Genomic DNA, 15618 nt, shown 5'->3' with positions numbered 1-15618 from the left:
TAACGTCAGGGTACTTTTATGACAACTTCACGGCTCTCATTCTGAAGCCGGTCCAAAGCCGTTACTGCGTAGACATACTTCTTTTTCGGGTCGGCGGTTTTGTCTACAAACCGAGTGGTGGATTCGCCGATGCACTGTGCCACAATCGTTCGGGTATCGTCTAAACGAAGGCGTGGGCGTCGTCCCTCGAAGCGATAAACGATGTAGGCGTTGGCGCCGTCGCCATCGAGAGCCTGTGCCGGCTGCTGCCAGAACAGTTCAATTCCCTCCGGAGTCTGGGCCGCTTTCAAATCACGAGGTGGCAACGGTGGAATACTATCCAACCAGGGCATGGCTGGAATAAGGGCCGGGTAGCGATAGAAATTGGTTTGCAACGAATCCCGGATAGCCAGCGGATTGGTCTTCAAATTTTTAGCGCTAAAAAACACACTCCCCTGTACGGCCTGTTGCTGTCGGTTATAGCGAATTTGGTCTGGAAATTCCGTGGCTCGCCACCAGCCTGGGTCACGTTCCGAACCCCGCCCAACCCGGTAGGCTCCCTGGCCAATATAAAGATGGCACCTTCCCGTGTTGCGCGTCCACCATTCTACCAGCGTTTTATAGGGCACCCGTCCAAATTCCGAGCTAAAGTACACTTGCGGCACAATGTAGTCAACCAGACCCTCGCGTACCCATTTGCGGGAGTCGGCATAAATGTCATAGTACGATTGCCCGCCGTTGGTAGCCGATCCGTCGGGGTCGTTACTCTGGTTTTTCCAAATACCAAATGGACTTATGCCAAACTTCACCCAGGGTTTATTGGCCCGAATCGAGTCGCGAAGTTCAACGACTAATTTGTTGACATTATCACGTCGCCAGTCAGCTTTTTTCATGCCGTTGTAATTGGCCTGATAGGTACTATCGTCGCGTAAGGTCTGTCCAGCCTCGGCGTAAGGATAAAAATAATCGTCGAAATGGATGCCATCGACGTCGTATTCGCGCACTACATTCGCTACGATGCTGGCAATATAGGAGCGAACAGCCGGCAGGCCGAGGTTAAACAGTTTTCGCCCACCGTAGGTCAGCATCCACTCCGGCTTGCGGTAAACAATGTTGGTTGGGGCTATGCTGGCTGTTTTGCTGAAGGTTGCCCGGTCGAGGTTAAACCACGCATGGAACTCCAGACCGCGCTGGTGGGCCTGATCAATCATAAATTCCAGCGGGTCATAAAATGGCTCCGGCGCCAGGCCCTGCTGTCCCGTCAGCCATTCCGACCACGGTTCGGAACTCTTTGCATAGAAAGCATCGGCAGCCGACCGAATCTGCACCACGACTGCATTTAGCCCCATTTGCTGCTGCTGGTCAAACATCTCTACGAGTTCACGCTGCTGGTCGGCCACAGGAATTCCTTTTTTGCTTGGCCAGTCAATATTATCGACCGTTGCAATCCAAACCGCCCGAAACTCACGCTTGGGGGGCGGTGGCGTCTGCCCGGCAACGTCATCCGTTTCCAGTGAATCAGCAGAGGCCGCCAACACGGCTGTTGCTGGCTGAGGGGTTGTTGTCTTAGCGGTTACCGGTTTCTGGGCGGGCGGCTTACTAACGATTGGCCTGGGAGACGGCTTTTTGGTTGTTGTTACAGGCTTGGCCTGGCGACAGCTCATCCAGAAAGAGGCAACAAGAAACAGGAAAATATAAGCGACAGAACGCATCAAGTACGGCAGGTTATCCGGCAAAATTAACGATAGACTATCATACCTACGCTGGAGAGCCTTTTTTGTTGTTTGGCATTTGTGCGGCAAGCGTCGCTGCAATATATGACACTATCCCAGTTAGCTGCCCATTTTTTACGCCAGCTAAACGGACGAGTGCAAGCAGGGCAGACTTTGGTGGGCAGGTCTGATTTTTTACGCATTTTCATATATCCAGAACCTTATCCGATTCAGTAAGTTTAATTGTCATGAATATAGCCACTAAATTAACCCGTTTCACAGCCGCTGACATTGATCGTATTATCGAAATGGCCTGGGAAGACCGTACTCCGTTTGACGCCATCGAAACTCAGTTTGGACTTTCGGAGCAGGACGTAATACGGGTTATGCGCCGGGAGTTGAAAGGATCGTCGTGGCGCCTGTGGCGGGCGCGTGTACAAGGGCGTTCAACCAAACACAAGGCTCTGTCGGCGGTTGATAACGCCCAATTTAAAGCTATTCAGCAACGGAGTATATCCATGAACAAGATTTCCAAACGATAAAAGCCACATTTGGCACTCGCTGGAATTTACTTAATTTTGTGCCGCTTAAAAGAGTAATAGGCAACATTTGTTTTGCTTTTTGCAAAAATCCAACATCTTTTAAGAATTTTCTATTGCAAAACATAGTAGCTTTGCGCCGTCTTACCATCAAGTGTCAACTGATTACTTCGTTTATGTCAAGCCAAAAATTAGATCAGATAGATCGAAATGTGTTAGAGATTCTGCAAGGCAACGCTAAAATCACCAATGCTCAGCTTTCCAAAGAAATTGGCCTTTCGCCCGCCCCCACCCTGGAGCGCGTCAAAAAACTCGAAACATCAGGTATTATTCAGAGTTACCACGCCCAGCTAAACCGCGAAAAAATTGGTTTGGGTGTTACAACCTTCGTCATGGTTACGCTTGTCGGCCATAAGAAAGAAACAACCATGTCGTTTGTTGACCGGGTTAGTGAAATTGCTGAAATCATTGAGTGCCACCACATTACCGGTTCAGGCGATTTTCTCCTGAAAGTGATTGCAAAAGATATTTCGTCGTATCAGGGACTAATGCTCGATGTGATCAACGAAATCGACGAAGTGGCCAGCACCCAAACGATGGTTATCATGTCCACCTTTAAAGAAAGCAAGGTGCTGCCAATTCCCTAAAGAATGAATAATGTTTAATGAGTAATGAACAATGAATAATTGTCAGCGAACAGGCATTGTTCATTATTCATTAAACCTATCCCTTTCGCTTCCGGCGCTCTTCCCGCCTTGACTTCTTGGCGTCGTCAACAGCTTTTTTTGCTTCTTTGAATTGGCTGGATTTTCGCTCGGCTTTATCCACCACTTCATTAAAGTAGGTTTGCGCCAGGTCGTAGTTTTTTTCCTCGGTAGCAATCTTCGCCAACCCCAGCACCGACGACCAGTAATAGCCTGCATTGGTTGAATTGGTTTGTTTAGCAAAGTCAATCGATTGCTGGTAATACTTTTTTGCTTCGGGCGAGTTCTTATAAAACTGGTGGTTTACATACGCCAGAATATAAGCCGCTGTTCGGCCGCCTACGCCCTCATAACCCGACTGAGACCGCTCAATTTTAGCCAGAATATCCTTTGAAATCTTCTCGGCTTCGTTTAAGCGACCGGTCACAAACGCCGACCGGGCATAATACCGCTCGAAGAATGGATTATCCGGATATTGCTCATTCATGTACTTCGACATCTGGTAAGCCTTGTCGTACTGATTTTCCATGCTGTAAATCTGCACTAGAAAATAACGGGCTTCCACACGGGTGTAAAAAGCACTATTGGCCGTTTTCTCCAATTCCTTAATACCACTAACTTTATTTCCTTTCGGGAAAAACACCAGAATTGGCTTCAGCAACGGGTAATTTTCTGGAATCCACTGGGCATAATAATTGTACATTCCATCGCCAAAGAGCAGTTCGGGACTGAAATCGGCATTGCCTTTACACTTCTCGAAATACTTCAGCGCACTTTTTCCAGCGAACGTAGCCTTTGTCCATTTTTTCCGTTCCGAGTAAAGCCGACTTTTGAAAGCATAGGCTGCAGCCAGAAAAAACGACGGTTCGAGTTTATTCTCGTTGTTGTCATACATTTCCTCGGCCAGTGTAATTGTCGAATCCATATACATCAGGCAGCGGTCGTCGTAGTCGGTTATATCCGTATTGGGTACGATTTTCCACCACTCGGACAGTCCCATCAGAAACGTCGGCATTGGATGATTCGGGTACCGTAGCCGCAACCAGCGAAACTCCTTCTCGGCATCGTAGAACTTATAGTTATACATTTGGTTGATAGCCTCCGCCGACTCAATCTGAACGCCGGGGTGTTTGAGCAGGCCATCATATTTTTTATCAAACGCCGACGGGTCATAGAGTTGGGCCTGCGTCAAAACCGCCAGCCCCGCCAGCCACACCGTCAACACTAATGTCTTCATCTCGTTAACGTTATATTTTCGGGCATCAACCCATATTTAGTAGACTTATTGTAACGCGGGCAGTGCGCCGTTGCAGTTGGAAACCCGCGTTACACTAAAGAACGCAATTCATCCTCAGTCCGTTTACCTGCGTTTATTTTTCGGTGTTTTTTTGTCCGCTATACCGCGTCACGCGTATCTTTGACTCTTGCTGACGCCACTATGCTAACGATTAAAGACAAAACGTTCGTCCCATTTATTGCGGCCGATACCATTCAGGCCCGCATTAAGGAGCTGGCGAGCCAGATAAATCAGGAGTATGCCAATAAACAGCCGCTCATTGTGGTCGTACTGAACGGGGCATTTGTGTTTGCGGCCGATTTAATCAAAAACCTGACCATTCCGTGCGAAATTACTTTTATCCGGGTAGCTTCGTACACAGCCACCGAATCGAGTGGGCAGGTAAAACAGATTTTGGGATTGACGGATGATATTGCGGGCCGCGACCTGATTCTGGTTGAAGACATTGTTGATACCGGCCTGACAATTTGTGAGGTTCGCAATCAACTTGAGGCCCAGCAACCGGCCTCGTTGGCTATTGTCACCCTATTATTCAAACCGGCTGCGCTTAAAAAGCCGCTCGATTTACAGTATGTAGGTTTTGAAATCGAAAATCGTTTCGTGCTGGGTTATGGCCTCGATTATGACGGCCTGGGCCGGAATACAGCCGATATTCTGGTGCTGGAAGCAGGGGGCGCGGAGCAATGAGCAGGGAATTGCAAAGGCAAATAAATGATTCTTTAGCAATTCCCTGCTCATTGCTCCGCGCTACCAATTCACTACCGGTCCACCTCGCCCATTACGACATCGATTGAGCCAATTACGGCAACCAAATCGGCCAGCATAGCTCCCCGGCTAATTTCGCTGATGACTGACAGGTTGTGAAAGCAGCACGAACGGGCTTTGCAGCGAACCGGTACGTCGGATTTTCCATCCGTTCGGAAGAAGAAACCCAGTTCGCCTTTTGCACTTTCGGCACGAGCGTAGAAGTCCATGGCTTTAGGCCGGATTTTCTTCGGCACGACGGCTTGCGGGTCGTAGTCGCGGGTACGTTTGTGCGTGCCCATAAGTTGGTCGAGACACTGCTCCACAATCCGAATCGACTCATGGCACTCCTGTACCCGCACGTTGTTGCGGTCCCAGCAGTCGCCAACGGTGCCCATTTTGCCTTCGCCAATCGGGATGTCAAAGTCCAATTCGGGATAAACCGAATAGGCATCTACCCGCCGAAGGTCGTATCGCAAGCCCGAACCGCGCAGCATGGGGCCCGTGCAGCCGTAGCTAATAGCCACCGGCAGGGGCAACACACCGACATTGGCCGTTCGTTTCACGAAAATCTCGTTTTCGATAACTACCTGCTGCAACTCCACTAATTTGGGTTTCACGTAGGTTATAAACTCCCGGCAGCGTTCCTCAAAACCCACCGGAAGGTCATAGAACAGGCCACCAACCCAAATGTAATTGTAGAGCATTCGGGCGCCACTTACCCATTCAAGTAACCGTTGAATGTGCTCCCGGTCGCGCATGAGCCACAGAAAGGGCGTGTAGGCGCCAATGTCGAGCGCATACGTACCAATCCCAACGAAGTGAGCCGAAATCCGGTTGAGTTCGGCCACCAGCACCCGGATATATTCGGTTCGTTTTGGCATATCGTTCTGAATACCCAGCATCCGCTCAACCCCCATCACAAAGGCGTGTTCGCAGTTCATGGCGGCCAAATAATCGAGTCGGTCCACAAACGGAATAGTCTGATTGAATGGCAGCGATTGGGCATGTTTCTCAAAACAGCGGTGCAGATAACCTACGTGCGGCACAACGTCGACAATGATTTCGCCATCGGTTACGACTTCGAGCCGCAACACACCATGTGTGGACGGGTGTTGCGGCCCCATATTCAGAATCATTTCGCCCTCGCCGAGCCTATCGGGCCGGTAAACATTTGGCTCCGAAGCCCGAAGATGACCGGGGGCGTATTCGTATTGAATCGTTTGTGTAGTCATCATTTGGCGCAAACGCCCAGAAGCGGGTTGGTCCATAGCGGTATCAAAGGTCGAAAGCCGAACGTCGAAACCAAACGATTACGGCTTTTTTCTGCCGTAATCCACTACAAATCATCGGTTTTTCTTAAGAAGCTATTGGCTAAGTAAAACTGATTTCGTACCTTTGCGCTCCTTATCGAGAAAACAGACTTTAGCGATGGCAAAGAAAGGCGCCAATAGAATCCAGGTTATTCTGGAATGCACCGAGCAGAAAGACAGCGGTGTTCCCGGCATGTCCCGGTATATTACTACGAAAAACCGGAAGAATACACCGGCGCGTATTGAGCGGAAGAAATACAATCCGTTCCTCAAGAAAGTAACACTGCATAAAGAAATAAAGTAATCAGTCTATAGTGGTTAGTCATTAGTCTATACAGCACTAACGACTGGCGACTGACTATTAACGACTATAAAGTCATGGCAAAAAAGGTAGTTGCAACCCTGAAAACGAAAGATAACGGCAAGGCATTTGCTAAAGTTATCAGAGCCGTAAAGTCGCCTAAAACCGGCGCGTACACGTTTAAGGAAGAAATGGTTCCGGTTGACGAAGTGCAGGCCGCACTGAAAAGCTAAGGTGGTTTGTTTCCATCAACCGTAGCGACGGCCCAGCGTAGCGATGGCCTGATGCTTCGGCAAACGGCCTCTATCACAGGCCATTTCCTGCGAAAAGACATTTGTCCCACAGCCTCTAACGGGTTCTGTGGGACTTTTTTTATTAAAAATCAGTTAGGTCAGTGGGTTAGTCAGACAGGCGGTGAATAATTTGCAACCGGAAGACTCTCTGACTAACACCTGACTAACTCATTGGTAATTACTATGGCTTTATTCGGCTTATTCTCGAAAGAAAAGAAGGAAACTCTCGACAAAGGGTTAGAGAAAACCAAAGACAGTTTTTTTTCCAAGCTGGGCCGGGCGGTTGTTGGTAAATCAACCGTTGACGAGGAGGTGCTTGATGAAGTCGAAAACGTTTTAATTTCTTCGGACGTAGGCGTTGAGACCACCGTCAAAATCATTCGGCGAATCGAGGAACGCGTGGCCCGCGATAAATACATGGGCACTGATGAGTTAGACCGGATTCTGCGCGAAGAAATTGCGGGCCTGCTCTCCGATAACAACACGTCTGATGTAGCTGACGACTTTGACCTACCCGCTGGACAGAAGCCCTATGTAATTATGGTCGTTGGTGTTAATGGCGTAGGCAAAACCACTACGATTGGCAAGTTGGCCGCCCAATTCCACAAACGCGGCAAGAAGGTCGTGCTGGGCGCGGGCGACACGTTCCGGGCGGCTGCTGTCGACCAGCTTAAACTCTGGGGCGACCGCGTGGGCGTGCCGGTCATTTCGCACGGCATGAACACCGACCCCTCGGCAGTTGCGTTCGACGCGGTGAAGAAAGCCACCGAAATTGGCGCCGATGTAGTGATTATCGACACCGCCGGACGATTGCACACGAAGATTAATCTGATGAACGAGCTGACCAAAATTAAGCGCGTGATGCAGAAATTCACGCCCGACGCCCCCCACGAGGTACTGCTGGTACTCGACGGATCGACTGGTCAGAACGCGTTCATTCAGGCAACCGAATTTACGAAGGCAACAGAAGTTACTGCCTTAGCGATTACCAAGTTAGATGGCACAGCAAAAGGCGGAGTCGTCATTGGCATATCCGACCAGTTTAAGATTCCGGTTAAGTATATTGGCGTGGGCGAGAAGATTGACGACCTGCAGACGTTCAATAAGATGGAATTCGTGGATTCATTTTTCAAGAAGTAAACGGCAATTATGGCAATCGTAACGGATTTAGAGCGCGTAAATCGGGACGTGATCGACATGATGAAACGGCATTACGGCGACCGATTAGCTAAAATTGTACTGTTCGGCTCCTATGCACGTGGCGATTTCCATAAAGAATCGGATGTGGATTACTTAGTGGTTCTGGCTGAAGAAAATGTGTCGCCGTTTAGGGAAGTATCCACTACAATTGCAGACCGAAATGCATACTACCTTGAAACGTTTATTTCTATATCGGCCATTGTGGTATCTCTTAACCAATTTTTGACATCAAATCGTATTTTCTACCGACAGGTAAGAAAAGATGGAAAAAGTATTTGTGAGCGAGGACTTGAGCCATTGTATCGGGAAAGCAGAAGCGTACTTAGCTAATACTAAAACGCTGTTAGTCAAGGAGTTCCCTAATGGGGCAATTACGTCAAGTCACTATTGCTTTTTCTGGCTTGTGCGTGGGCTTCTTGCCGATAAAAGACATTGTTACGAAACGACATTCAGCGGCTCGTGAGATGTTTTCACTGCATTACATAAAATCTGGTGAGATACCGGAAAGATACAAAGATGATTTCGGGCTTCTTTTTGATCGTCGGAAAATAGCTGACTATGACTTAGACGGTGATTTCTCTCTTGACGATATCAACCGCTTGATTGAGTTGGCAGAAAACTTTCTGGCTTTTGTTAAAGAAAAGTATGCGTAACACTTTCCTCTTTCTGACTCTTCTTCTGGGCCTCTCATTCATTGCGTGTGCCCAAAAAACGCAACATCGGAAAGCGACTAAACCGGCTGTTTTTCAGGGTATTTGTGGAACTGTTCTGATCAGGAGCGGTAACCAGATGCCCAGCCCTGACGCCCCCCAAAAGAATCCCAACGGCACACCTGCTGTGCGCGAAGTACTTATTTTCCCGTTGTTGAATATAGGGCAGGTCGATGTGGGCGAGAACGGGTTTATTCATTCGGTTCGGGGCGTAAAACCCGTTAAAACCACAAAATCGGGGAAAGACGGCAAATTTTGCGTGCGTTTGCCTGCTGGCCGATACTCGGTAATCGTGCGGGAACCGAAAGGTTTGTACGCGAACCTATTTGATATTGAGAATAATATTTTCCCTGTCAACGTCCAGAAAAATCGCCGGGCCAATGTGAACGTCGAGATTACGCATCAGGCTGTATTCTAAGCAAGTGGAAACGTTTTTCATGTTGATGGTGCTTGTTTTTCTTCCTTTTGGATGGTTCATGCTCCGTATGTTGCGGTTCACGAATGAGACCGTTGGCGAAGATTCTCCAGTATATCGGGAGCGAACGTATCAGTTTTCAGCTTCTCAGTATTTTGGTCAATTCACCAAGTTATTATTGGCTTTTCTAATAATAGGAATGCCGATTCTGGTTTATGTAATGATCAAAGTTGCCATTCAACAAGATCAATTTATAGGACTTCTCTTTGCGTTTTTCTTTAGTGTCTTCGTTCTTTTCCTCACGTTTTTCTTTTACGTCGATTGGCTCTACTGGATTATTACCCGAAATATATCCATTACGTTTAACCCATTTCAATCAAGCCTTACTATCCACTCTCTCAAGGGATCTATTTGTCTAACGACTGATAATCTGTCACGTATTGAAGAGCATTTAACTAAATCGAGCAACAGTAAATATGTATTTGATAGGTATGGATATATTTTATTTTACACAACAGATGGGCAAATCGTACAGATAAACAATATTTTTTTTAGCCATATTGGTCATGTAGAATTCATTGAGCGTTTTTTCCAAAAAATCCCTAAAACAATTGTCTGGCATCGCCTACTGGCCTGGCCAATACGTATCGAATCCGCCAAAACTCACCCTTAGAGAACTTTGCCGCTTGAAATCAGCGTTAGTCTTAATAGTCTGAAATTTATCTCTGTTTTGAAAACCAAAGGAATACGTACCAATAAAATTAACATCGTCACGCTCGGTTGCTCAAAGAACTTAGTGGATTCGGAGGTGCTGTTTACGCAACTCAGGGGCAACGGCATGGCCGTGACGCACGAATCGAAACGCGATGATGCCAACATTGTGGTTATCAATACGTGTGGCTTCATCGACAACGCCAAAGAAGAATCCATTAACACCATTCTGCGTTATGTGGATGCCAAAGACGCGGGCATTGTCGATAAAGTGTATGTGACTGGTTGTCTGTCGCACCGCTACAAAGACGAACTCGAAGTCGAAATGCCAACCGTCGATGCGTGGTTTGGCACCAACGAACTGCCCCGCCTGCTGAAAACCCTTCGTGCCGATTACAAACACGAACTTGTAGGCGAACGGCTCCTGACAACCCCCGCTCATTTCGCTTACCTCAAAATTGCCGAAGGCTGCGACCGTCCCTGCTCGTTCTGCGCCATCCCACTCATGCGCGGGATTCATGCATCGCGCCCGATGGACGAGTTAGTAAGCGAAGCCCGGTCGCTGGCCCGGCGGGGAACTAAAGAACTGATTCTGATTGCTCAGGATTTGACGTACTACGGTCTCGACCTCTATAAAAAACGCAACCTCGCCGACCTCATCAATCAACTCGCCGATGTTGAGGGCATCGACTGGATTCGCTTGCAATACGCCTACCCGTCAGGTTTTCCGCTGGAAGTGCTCGACGTAATGCAAGACCGCCCAAACGTTTGTAACTACTTAGACATGCCCCTGCAAACTGGCTCAACCGAGTTGCTGAAACTCATGCGCCGGGGCATCACCCGCGAAAAAACCGAAGGGCTGATTCAAACGATTCGCGAGAAAGTGCCGGACATCACGCTCCGTACTACCCTGATTGTGGGCCACCCCGGCGAAACCGAAGCGATGTTTCAGGAAACCTACGACTTTGTGGAGCGGATGCGCTTCGACCGGCTGGGTGTGTTTACCTACTCGCACGAAGAAAATACGCATTCGTTTTCCATGCCCGACGATATTCCGGCCGATATAAAACAGGAACGCGCCGACGAGTTAATGGAGTTGCAGCAGGGCATTTCGCAGGAGTTGAACCAGCAGAAAGTTGGCAAAACCTATAACGTGTTGTTCGACCGGAAAGAAGGTGGTTATTTCATTGGCCGCACCGAAGCCGATTCGCCTGAAGTAGACAACGAAGTGCTGGTGTCGGCCAGCCAGTATGTTCGAATCGGGGATTTTGCCAATGTTCGGATTAACCGGGCGGAGGAGTTTGATTTGTACGGAGAGGTTGTGTAAAATAGCCTAATGAAACTGACAACAAATGAGTTAGAAACCATTACCCAATACCTATAGGGTATGCCCGTAGTGCGGGCATACGTCTTTGGCTCTTATGCACGGGGCGAAGCCAACTTACAAAGTGACCTTGATTTACTATTAGAACTGGATGATACCCAATCCATAGGTTTACAATTTGTGGGAATGAAATTTGACCTGGAAGAAAGGCTTAATAAAGCGGTCGATTTAGTATCTGCGAATGGGTTATCACCCCGGATTCGCCCGTTCGTTGACCAGGACAAACAACTCATTTACGAAAGGTCGATTCGGTAATAAATAACGCATAGAGCATGCCCTTGATGCGATTGCAGAAATTGAAGACTATATAGCAGAGCAAACATTTGCTCAGTTTCTGGGAAATTCAATGATGCGGTTTGCCTGCATCAAGCAGCTTGAAATTATTGGTGAAGCCTGTAATCATATTGATGTTGAGACTATAGCTACTTATTCAGACGTAGAATGGCGTAAGATTGTTGGTCTTAGAAACTTTCTAATACATGAATATTTTGGCGTCGATGCAGCTCTTGTCTGGGATGTTATTCAGAATAATCTGCCTCAGTTGAAAAGTCAATTGAATGATATAGTACTGGATATGTGAATTACGATTCCAAACCCGCAGGCACCGAACCTTGCGGGTTTTTTCGTTGTTAAAATCCGGTAACCGCAACCCCGCCCACTGCATGGACTGTCAGTACCTGCCGCTTACCTCAACCGGCCAGTTTTCGTCACTCTTCCTCGATTACATCACCAAAAAAGAAGGCCTGACCCCATTTTACAGCCGTTTTCCTGACATAGCTGCTTTCGGCGAACAGCTAAAAGACAAAGCCTTCAACGACGCAAAGCGACAGATCTTAGTTGATGTGCTTGAGCGACAGTATCAGGCCATCGACAAAAAACCTGATTTTTCGGTACTCCTCCAGCCCAACACGTTCACGGTCACAACGGGCCACCAACTGAACATTTTCACAGGACCGCTATACATCGTTTATAAACTCATCACGACCATTAACCTGGCCCGGAAGCTAAAAGCAGCCTACCCCAGTTATAATTTCGTGCCGCTTTACTGGCTGGCGACCGAAGACCACGACTTTGCTGAAATCAATCATTTCTCAATGTTCGGCAATGATTATGCCTGGCAAACTGATCAGCGCGGGGCCGTTGGCCGCATGAATCCAAAAGAATTACAAACGCTCTTCCACCAGATTCCTGAAAAACTGGCCCTGTTTGAAGAAGCTTACTTAAACCATGATACGCTGGCCGATGCCGCCCGACATTACGTCAACGAGTTATTTGGGGCCGAGGGTTTGGTTTGTTTAGATGCGGATGACGCCAACCTCAAGCGCGTTTTTGCTCCCATCATGCGCGAGGAACTTGTGCATCAGCAGGCGGGTGAGTTAGTGCAAAAACAAACTGAACAGATAGAATCTCTGGGTTATAAAACGGTTATTACCCCCCGCGACATCAACCTGTTTTACTTAGACGAGCAGCTTCGGGAGCGCATCGAGCGCCGGGAAGATGGAACCTATAGCGTGGTTCACACCAAACTGAAATTTTCGGAAAGCGAGTTGCTAAAATTATTGGATGAGCACCCTGAACAGTTCAGCCCAAATGTCGTGTTGCGTCCCCTATATCAGGAGACGATTCTACCCAATCTGGCTTATATTGGCGGTCCGTCTGAAGTACCCTACTGGTTGCAGTTGAAAGGTGTTTTTACCCACTTCCAGACGACATTCCCCATTCTGATGCCGCGTAATTTTGCCATGTATGTGCCATCGGTGGCGGCAAAACGTATCTGCAAACTGGGCCTGACCCCGGAAGAACTCTTCCAGGATACGCTCACGCTCAAACGCCAATACGTTGAGCATCACACCCGCCACATTCTGAAGTTCGACAACGAGAATAAGACGGTTAATAAAGCGTTGGATAACATTCTGCACAAAGCGCAGATGGTTGATCCAACGCTTGAAAAAGCTGTTCTGGCCGAAACCAAGCGGTTTGCCAACGCCGTTGCCCGACTCGAAAAGAAAATGCGACGCGCTGAAGAACGCAATCAGGAAACAGGTGTGCGGCAGTTGCTGGCCATTAAAAACGAACTCTTCCCGAACGGCGGCTTGCAGGAACGTAGCGAAAACTTCCTGACGTTTTACCTCAGCGACCGTCAATTTTTACAAAAAATGCTGGCCGCCTTCGACCCGTTCGACTACCGGATGCAGCTTTGTTTAGAGTAGTACCCACCCAACTGGATTAATATTGACTGCCTATGACAAAAGTTGAGTTACGCCGGGCGTTTCTTGCCCAGCGAATAGCCTTGCCTGTTGGTGATGTCGAACGCCGGAGTCAACTAATTGCGGAACAGTTTTTCACGTATTTTAAGGCCGAAAGACTTGCCGACATCCCCTCGTTTGTTCACTCGTTCCTGCCTATTCGGCGATATAACGAAGTCGATACATGGCCTATTATTAAGGGTATCTGGACAACGTTCGACCACATGGCCATTAGCGTTCCCGTAACAGACCAGGCAACCCGCCAAATGAGGCATTGCACTATTTTTCCTGACACACTGATAGTCGAGAATAGCATAGGCATACCCGAACCGGCAGTTGACAGTCGATATGAGACTGACCTCAAGTACATAATCGCCGTGATTGTGCCGTTGCTGGCATTCGACAAACGCGGCCACCGAGTGGGCTATGGCGGTGGTTACTACGACCGTTTCGGCTCCGAGAGGGTGCCCAACAGCCGAAAAATCGGCCTGTCACTCTTTGATCCGGTTGAGGAAATTGACGATATTGAGCCAACCGATGTTCCACTGGATGTTTGCATAACACCAACACGGATCTGGCATTTTTCGAAATAAGTTAGCTGTGCGTCAAACTTTTGGCGTAATTTTGCGGCCAATTCTGTACGGGTCCGTTAGATAATCCCGCGAGAGTCAGTTTTTTATTAACCAATCAAAAGCGGGTTTCCCCGGCATTGGCCGACCGTCCGCATTACTAAAATGAAAATAGCAGTCGTTGGGGCTACTGGCTTGGTCGGTAGCGAAATCCTGAAGGTTCTGGAAGAACGTAACTTCCCTGTATCCGAACTCATTCCCGTTGCTTCCGAACGGTCAGTTGGTAAACAGGTTGAGTTTAAGGGTAAACCCCACACGGTGGTTAGCTTCGAGGATGCCATTGCCGCCAAACCGGCCATTGCGATTTTTTCGGCGGGTGGCAGCACGTCGCTGGCGCTGGCGCCCAAATTTGCCGAAGCGGGTATCATTGTTGTCGACAACTCGTCGGCCTGGCGTATGGACCCGACTAAGAAACTTGTCGTACCCGAAGTAAATGCGGATGTGCTGACGGCTGATGACAGAATTATTGCCAACCCAAACTGCTCAACCATTCAGATGGTGGTAGCCCTGAAACCTCTGCACGATCGGTACAAAATCAGGCGCGTGGTGGTCTCGACCTATCAGTCCGTTACGGGAACCGGCAAAGCTGCCGTTGACCAGCTTTTCGCCGAACGTTCAGGAAATCAAGATGTTCAGAAAGTATATCCGCACCAAATTGATCTCAATGTATTGCCCCATATTGATGTTTTCCTCGACAATGGCTATACGAAAGAGGAGATGAAGATGGTGAATGAGACCAAGAAAATCATGGGCGACGACTCAATCCAGGTCACGGCTACCACGGTACGTATTCCAACCATCGGCGGCCACTCCGAAGCCGTGAATATCGAATTTGAGAACGAATTTGAGCTAAGTGAAGTCGTTGAACTACTGAGCCATGCCGAAGGCGTTGTTGTACAGGATGACCCACAAAACAAAGTGTATCCTATGCCGCTGACGGCACATGGTAAAGACGACGTATTTGTTGGCCGTATTCGACGCGACGAGAGCCAGCCTAAAACGCTGAACATGTGGATTGTGGCCGATAACCTCCGGAAAGGGGCCGCGACCAATGCCGTACAGATTGCTGAATATTTAGTAAAACACAGTTTAGTGGAAGCTGACATCATAATGGCCTAATCAATTTTTATACATCATAGGCTATACAGACCATTTAATTAAGTTACCGATATGCTTAATTCAAGCCTATTTTGTTGACAATATACACCTATAAAACACCAAATAGATACACAATTGAAATGCTGGCTCCATTGGAGCCAACATTTTTTGCAAATAGTCGTTTAGGTCCGTTCTGGCCTGATATTTGCTAAAAATCACTCTGATTGAAGGTTGACTGGCTCAACCTGAAAGCACATTTATGGGTTAGGTTAAACGCCGATTCTTGTAGAGTCGGCGTTTTTAAGTAACGGGCTGTTAGTTTATCCCCTGGCAAGAAAGTTGC

20 protein-coding genes are annotated in these 15618 nt (G+C 48.1%); 16 read left to right on the top strand and 4 right to left on the bottom strand.

Going from position 1 to position 15618, the window contains the following annotated elements:
- Window positions 1–5: 5 nt before the first annotated feature.
- Together ACYVI1_RS11680 and ACYVI1_RS11675 are read right to left on the bottom strand one after the other, a co-directional pair.
- Window positions 6–1691, bottom strand: coding sequence for a glycoside hydrolase family 10 protein (locus ACYVI1_RS11680; protein WP_460910161.1), 1686 nt, complete (start codon window positions 1689–1691; stop codon window positions 6–8).
- Between the two features lie 26 nt (window positions 1692–1717).
- Window positions 1718–1894: a DUF2256 domain-containing protein gene (locus ACYVI1_RS11675; RefSeq protein WP_460910521.1), complete on the bottom strand. Its 177-nt coding sequence runs from the start codon at window positions 1892–1894 to the stop codon at window positions 1718–1720.
- 45 nt (window positions 1895–1939) lie between these two features.
- Between ACYVI1_RS11675 and ACYVI1_RS11670 the strand changes: the two genes are divergently transcribed.
- Both ACYVI1_RS11670 and ACYVI1_RS11665 read left to right on the top strand, forming a co-directional pair.
- Complete coding sequence (locus tag ACYVI1_RS11670; protein ID WP_460910159.1) at window positions 1940–2233, top strand: TIGR03643 family protein; 294 nt, start codon at window positions 1940–1942, stop codon at window positions 2231–2233.
- Between the two features lie 173 nt (window positions 2234–2406).
- Window positions 2407–2877, top strand: coding sequence for an Lrp/AsnC family transcriptional regulator (locus tag ACYVI1_RS11665; RefSeq protein WP_460910157.1), 471 nt, complete (start codon window positions 2407–2409; stop codon window positions 2875–2877).
- 76 nt (window positions 2878–2953) lie between these two features.
- Here ACYVI1_RS11665 and ACYVI1_RS11660 read toward each other — a convergent pair whose 3' ends face one another.
- Window positions 2954–4171, bottom strand: a complete 1218-nt coding sequence (locus tag ACYVI1_RS11660; protein WP_460910155.1) for a tetratricopeptide repeat protein — start codon at window positions 4169–4171, stop codon at window positions 2954–2956.
- 201 nt (window positions 4172–4372) lie between these two features.
- Between ACYVI1_RS11660 and hpt the strand changes: the two genes are divergently transcribed.
- Window positions 4373–4918, top strand: a complete 546-nt coding sequence (hpt, locus tag ACYVI1_RS11655) for a hypoxanthine phosphoribosyltransferase (RefSeq protein WP_460910153.1) — start codon at window positions 4373–4375, stop codon at window positions 4916–4918.
- Between the two features lie 71 nt (window positions 4919–4989).
- Here the strand turns inward: hpt and ACYVI1_RS11650 are convergent, their stop codons facing one another.
- Entirely contained in the window at window positions 4990–6210 is a 1221-nt protein-coding gene (locus ACYVI1_RS11650) for an NADH-quinone oxidoreductase subunit D (RefSeq protein ID WP_460910519.1), read from the bottom strand.
- Window positions 6211–6406: 196 nt separating this feature from the next.
- Here ACYVI1_RS11650 and rpmG point away from each other — a divergent pair, with 196 nt between their 5' ends.
- The 13 genes from rpmG (at window position 6407) to ACYVI1_RS11585 (ending at window position 15296) form a co-directional block, all read left to right on the top strand.
- Window positions 6407–6592 carry a 50S ribosomal protein L33 gene (gene rpmG / locus ACYVI1_RS11645; protein WP_012929817.1) on the top strand — a complete coding sequence of 62 codons (186 nt, stop codon included), beginning with the start codon at window positions 6407–6409 and terminating at the stop codon, window positions 6590–6592.
- 74 nt (window positions 6593–6666) lie between these two features.
- Window positions 6667–6822 (top strand): DUF4295 domain-containing protein, encoded by a 156-nt coding sequence (locus ACYVI1_RS11640; RefSeq protein WP_460910151.1) that lies wholly within the window; start codon window positions 6667–6669, stop codon window positions 6820–6822.
- A gap of 243 nt (window positions 6823–7065) precedes the next feature.
- Window positions 7066–8022: a signal recognition particle-docking protein FtsY gene (gene ftsY / locus ACYVI1_RS11635; RefSeq protein ID WP_460910149.1), complete on the top strand. Its 957-nt coding sequence runs from the start codon at window positions 7066–7068 to the stop codon at window positions 8020–8022.
- 9 nt (window positions 8023–8031) lie between these two features.
- A complete protein-coding gene (locus ACYVI1_RS11630) occupies window positions 8032–8412 on the top strand; it encodes a nucleotidyltransferase domain-containing protein (RefSeq protein ID WP_460910147.1) in 381 nt (126 codons plus the stop codon).
- A 32-nt stretch (window positions 8413–8444) separates the two neighbouring features.
- On the top strand, window positions 8445–8735 hold the full coding sequence (locus ACYVI1_RS11625) for a HEPN domain-containing protein (protein ID WP_460910145.1): 291 nt from the start codon (window positions 8445–8447) through the stop codon (window positions 8733–8735).
- Window positions 8728–9210, top strand: coding sequence for a hypothetical protein (locus ACYVI1_RS11620; protein ID WP_460910143.1), 483 nt, complete (start codon window positions 8728–8730; stop codon window positions 9208–9210). The genes ACYVI1_RS11625 and ACYVI1_RS11620 overlap by 8 nt, the downstream gene beginning before the upstream one ends.
- 4 nt (window positions 9211–9214) lie before the next feature.
- A complete protein-coding gene (locus ACYVI1_RS11615) occupies window positions 9215–9880 on the top strand; it encodes a hypothetical protein (RefSeq protein ID WP_460910142.1) in 666 nt (221 codons plus the stop codon).
- 57 nt (window positions 9881–9937) lie between these two features.
- Window positions 9938–11245, top strand: a complete 1308-nt coding sequence (rimO, locus tag ACYVI1_RS11610) for a 30S ribosomal protein S12 methylthiotransferase RimO (RefSeq protein WP_460910140.1) — start codon at window positions 9938–9940, stop codon at window positions 11243–11245.
- Between the two features lie 60 nt (window positions 11246–11305).
- Window positions 11306–11557: a nucleotidyltransferase family protein gene (locus tag ACYVI1_RS11605; protein ID WP_460910138.1), complete on the top strand. Its 252-nt coding sequence runs from the start codon at window positions 11306–11308 to the stop codon at window positions 11555–11557.
- A 10-nt stretch (window positions 11558–11567) separates the two neighbouring features.
- Window positions 11568–11882 (top strand): HepT-like ribonuclease domain-containing protein, encoded by a 315-nt coding sequence (locus ACYVI1_RS11600; protein ID WP_460910517.1) that lies wholly within the window; start codon window positions 11568–11570, stop codon window positions 11880–11882.
- Between the two features lie 82 nt (window positions 11883–11964).
- A complete protein-coding gene (gene bshC, locus ACYVI1_RS11595) occupies window positions 11965–13512 on the top strand; it encodes a bacillithiol biosynthesis cysteine-adding enzyme BshC (protein WP_460910136.1) in 1548 nt (515 codons plus the stop codon).
- Between the two features lie 32 nt (window positions 13513–13544).
- Complete coding sequence (locus tag ACYVI1_RS11590) at window positions 13545–14141, top strand: 5-formyltetrahydrofolate cyclo-ligase (RefSeq protein ID WP_460910134.1); 597 nt, start codon at window positions 13545–13547, stop codon at window positions 14139–14141.
- Window positions 14142–14282: 141 nt separating this feature from the next.
- Entirely contained in the window at window positions 14283–15296 is a 1014-nt protein-coding gene (locus ACYVI1_RS11585; RefSeq protein WP_460910132.1) for an aspartate-semialdehyde dehydrogenase, read from the top strand.
- Window positions 15297–15618 lie beyond the last annotated feature (322 nt).

It is taken from the genome of Spirosoma areae (genome assembly GCF_054781775.1).
The sequence above is the reverse complement of the archived record's forward strand: the minus strand, read 5'-3'. Positions and strand labels throughout refer to the sequence as shown.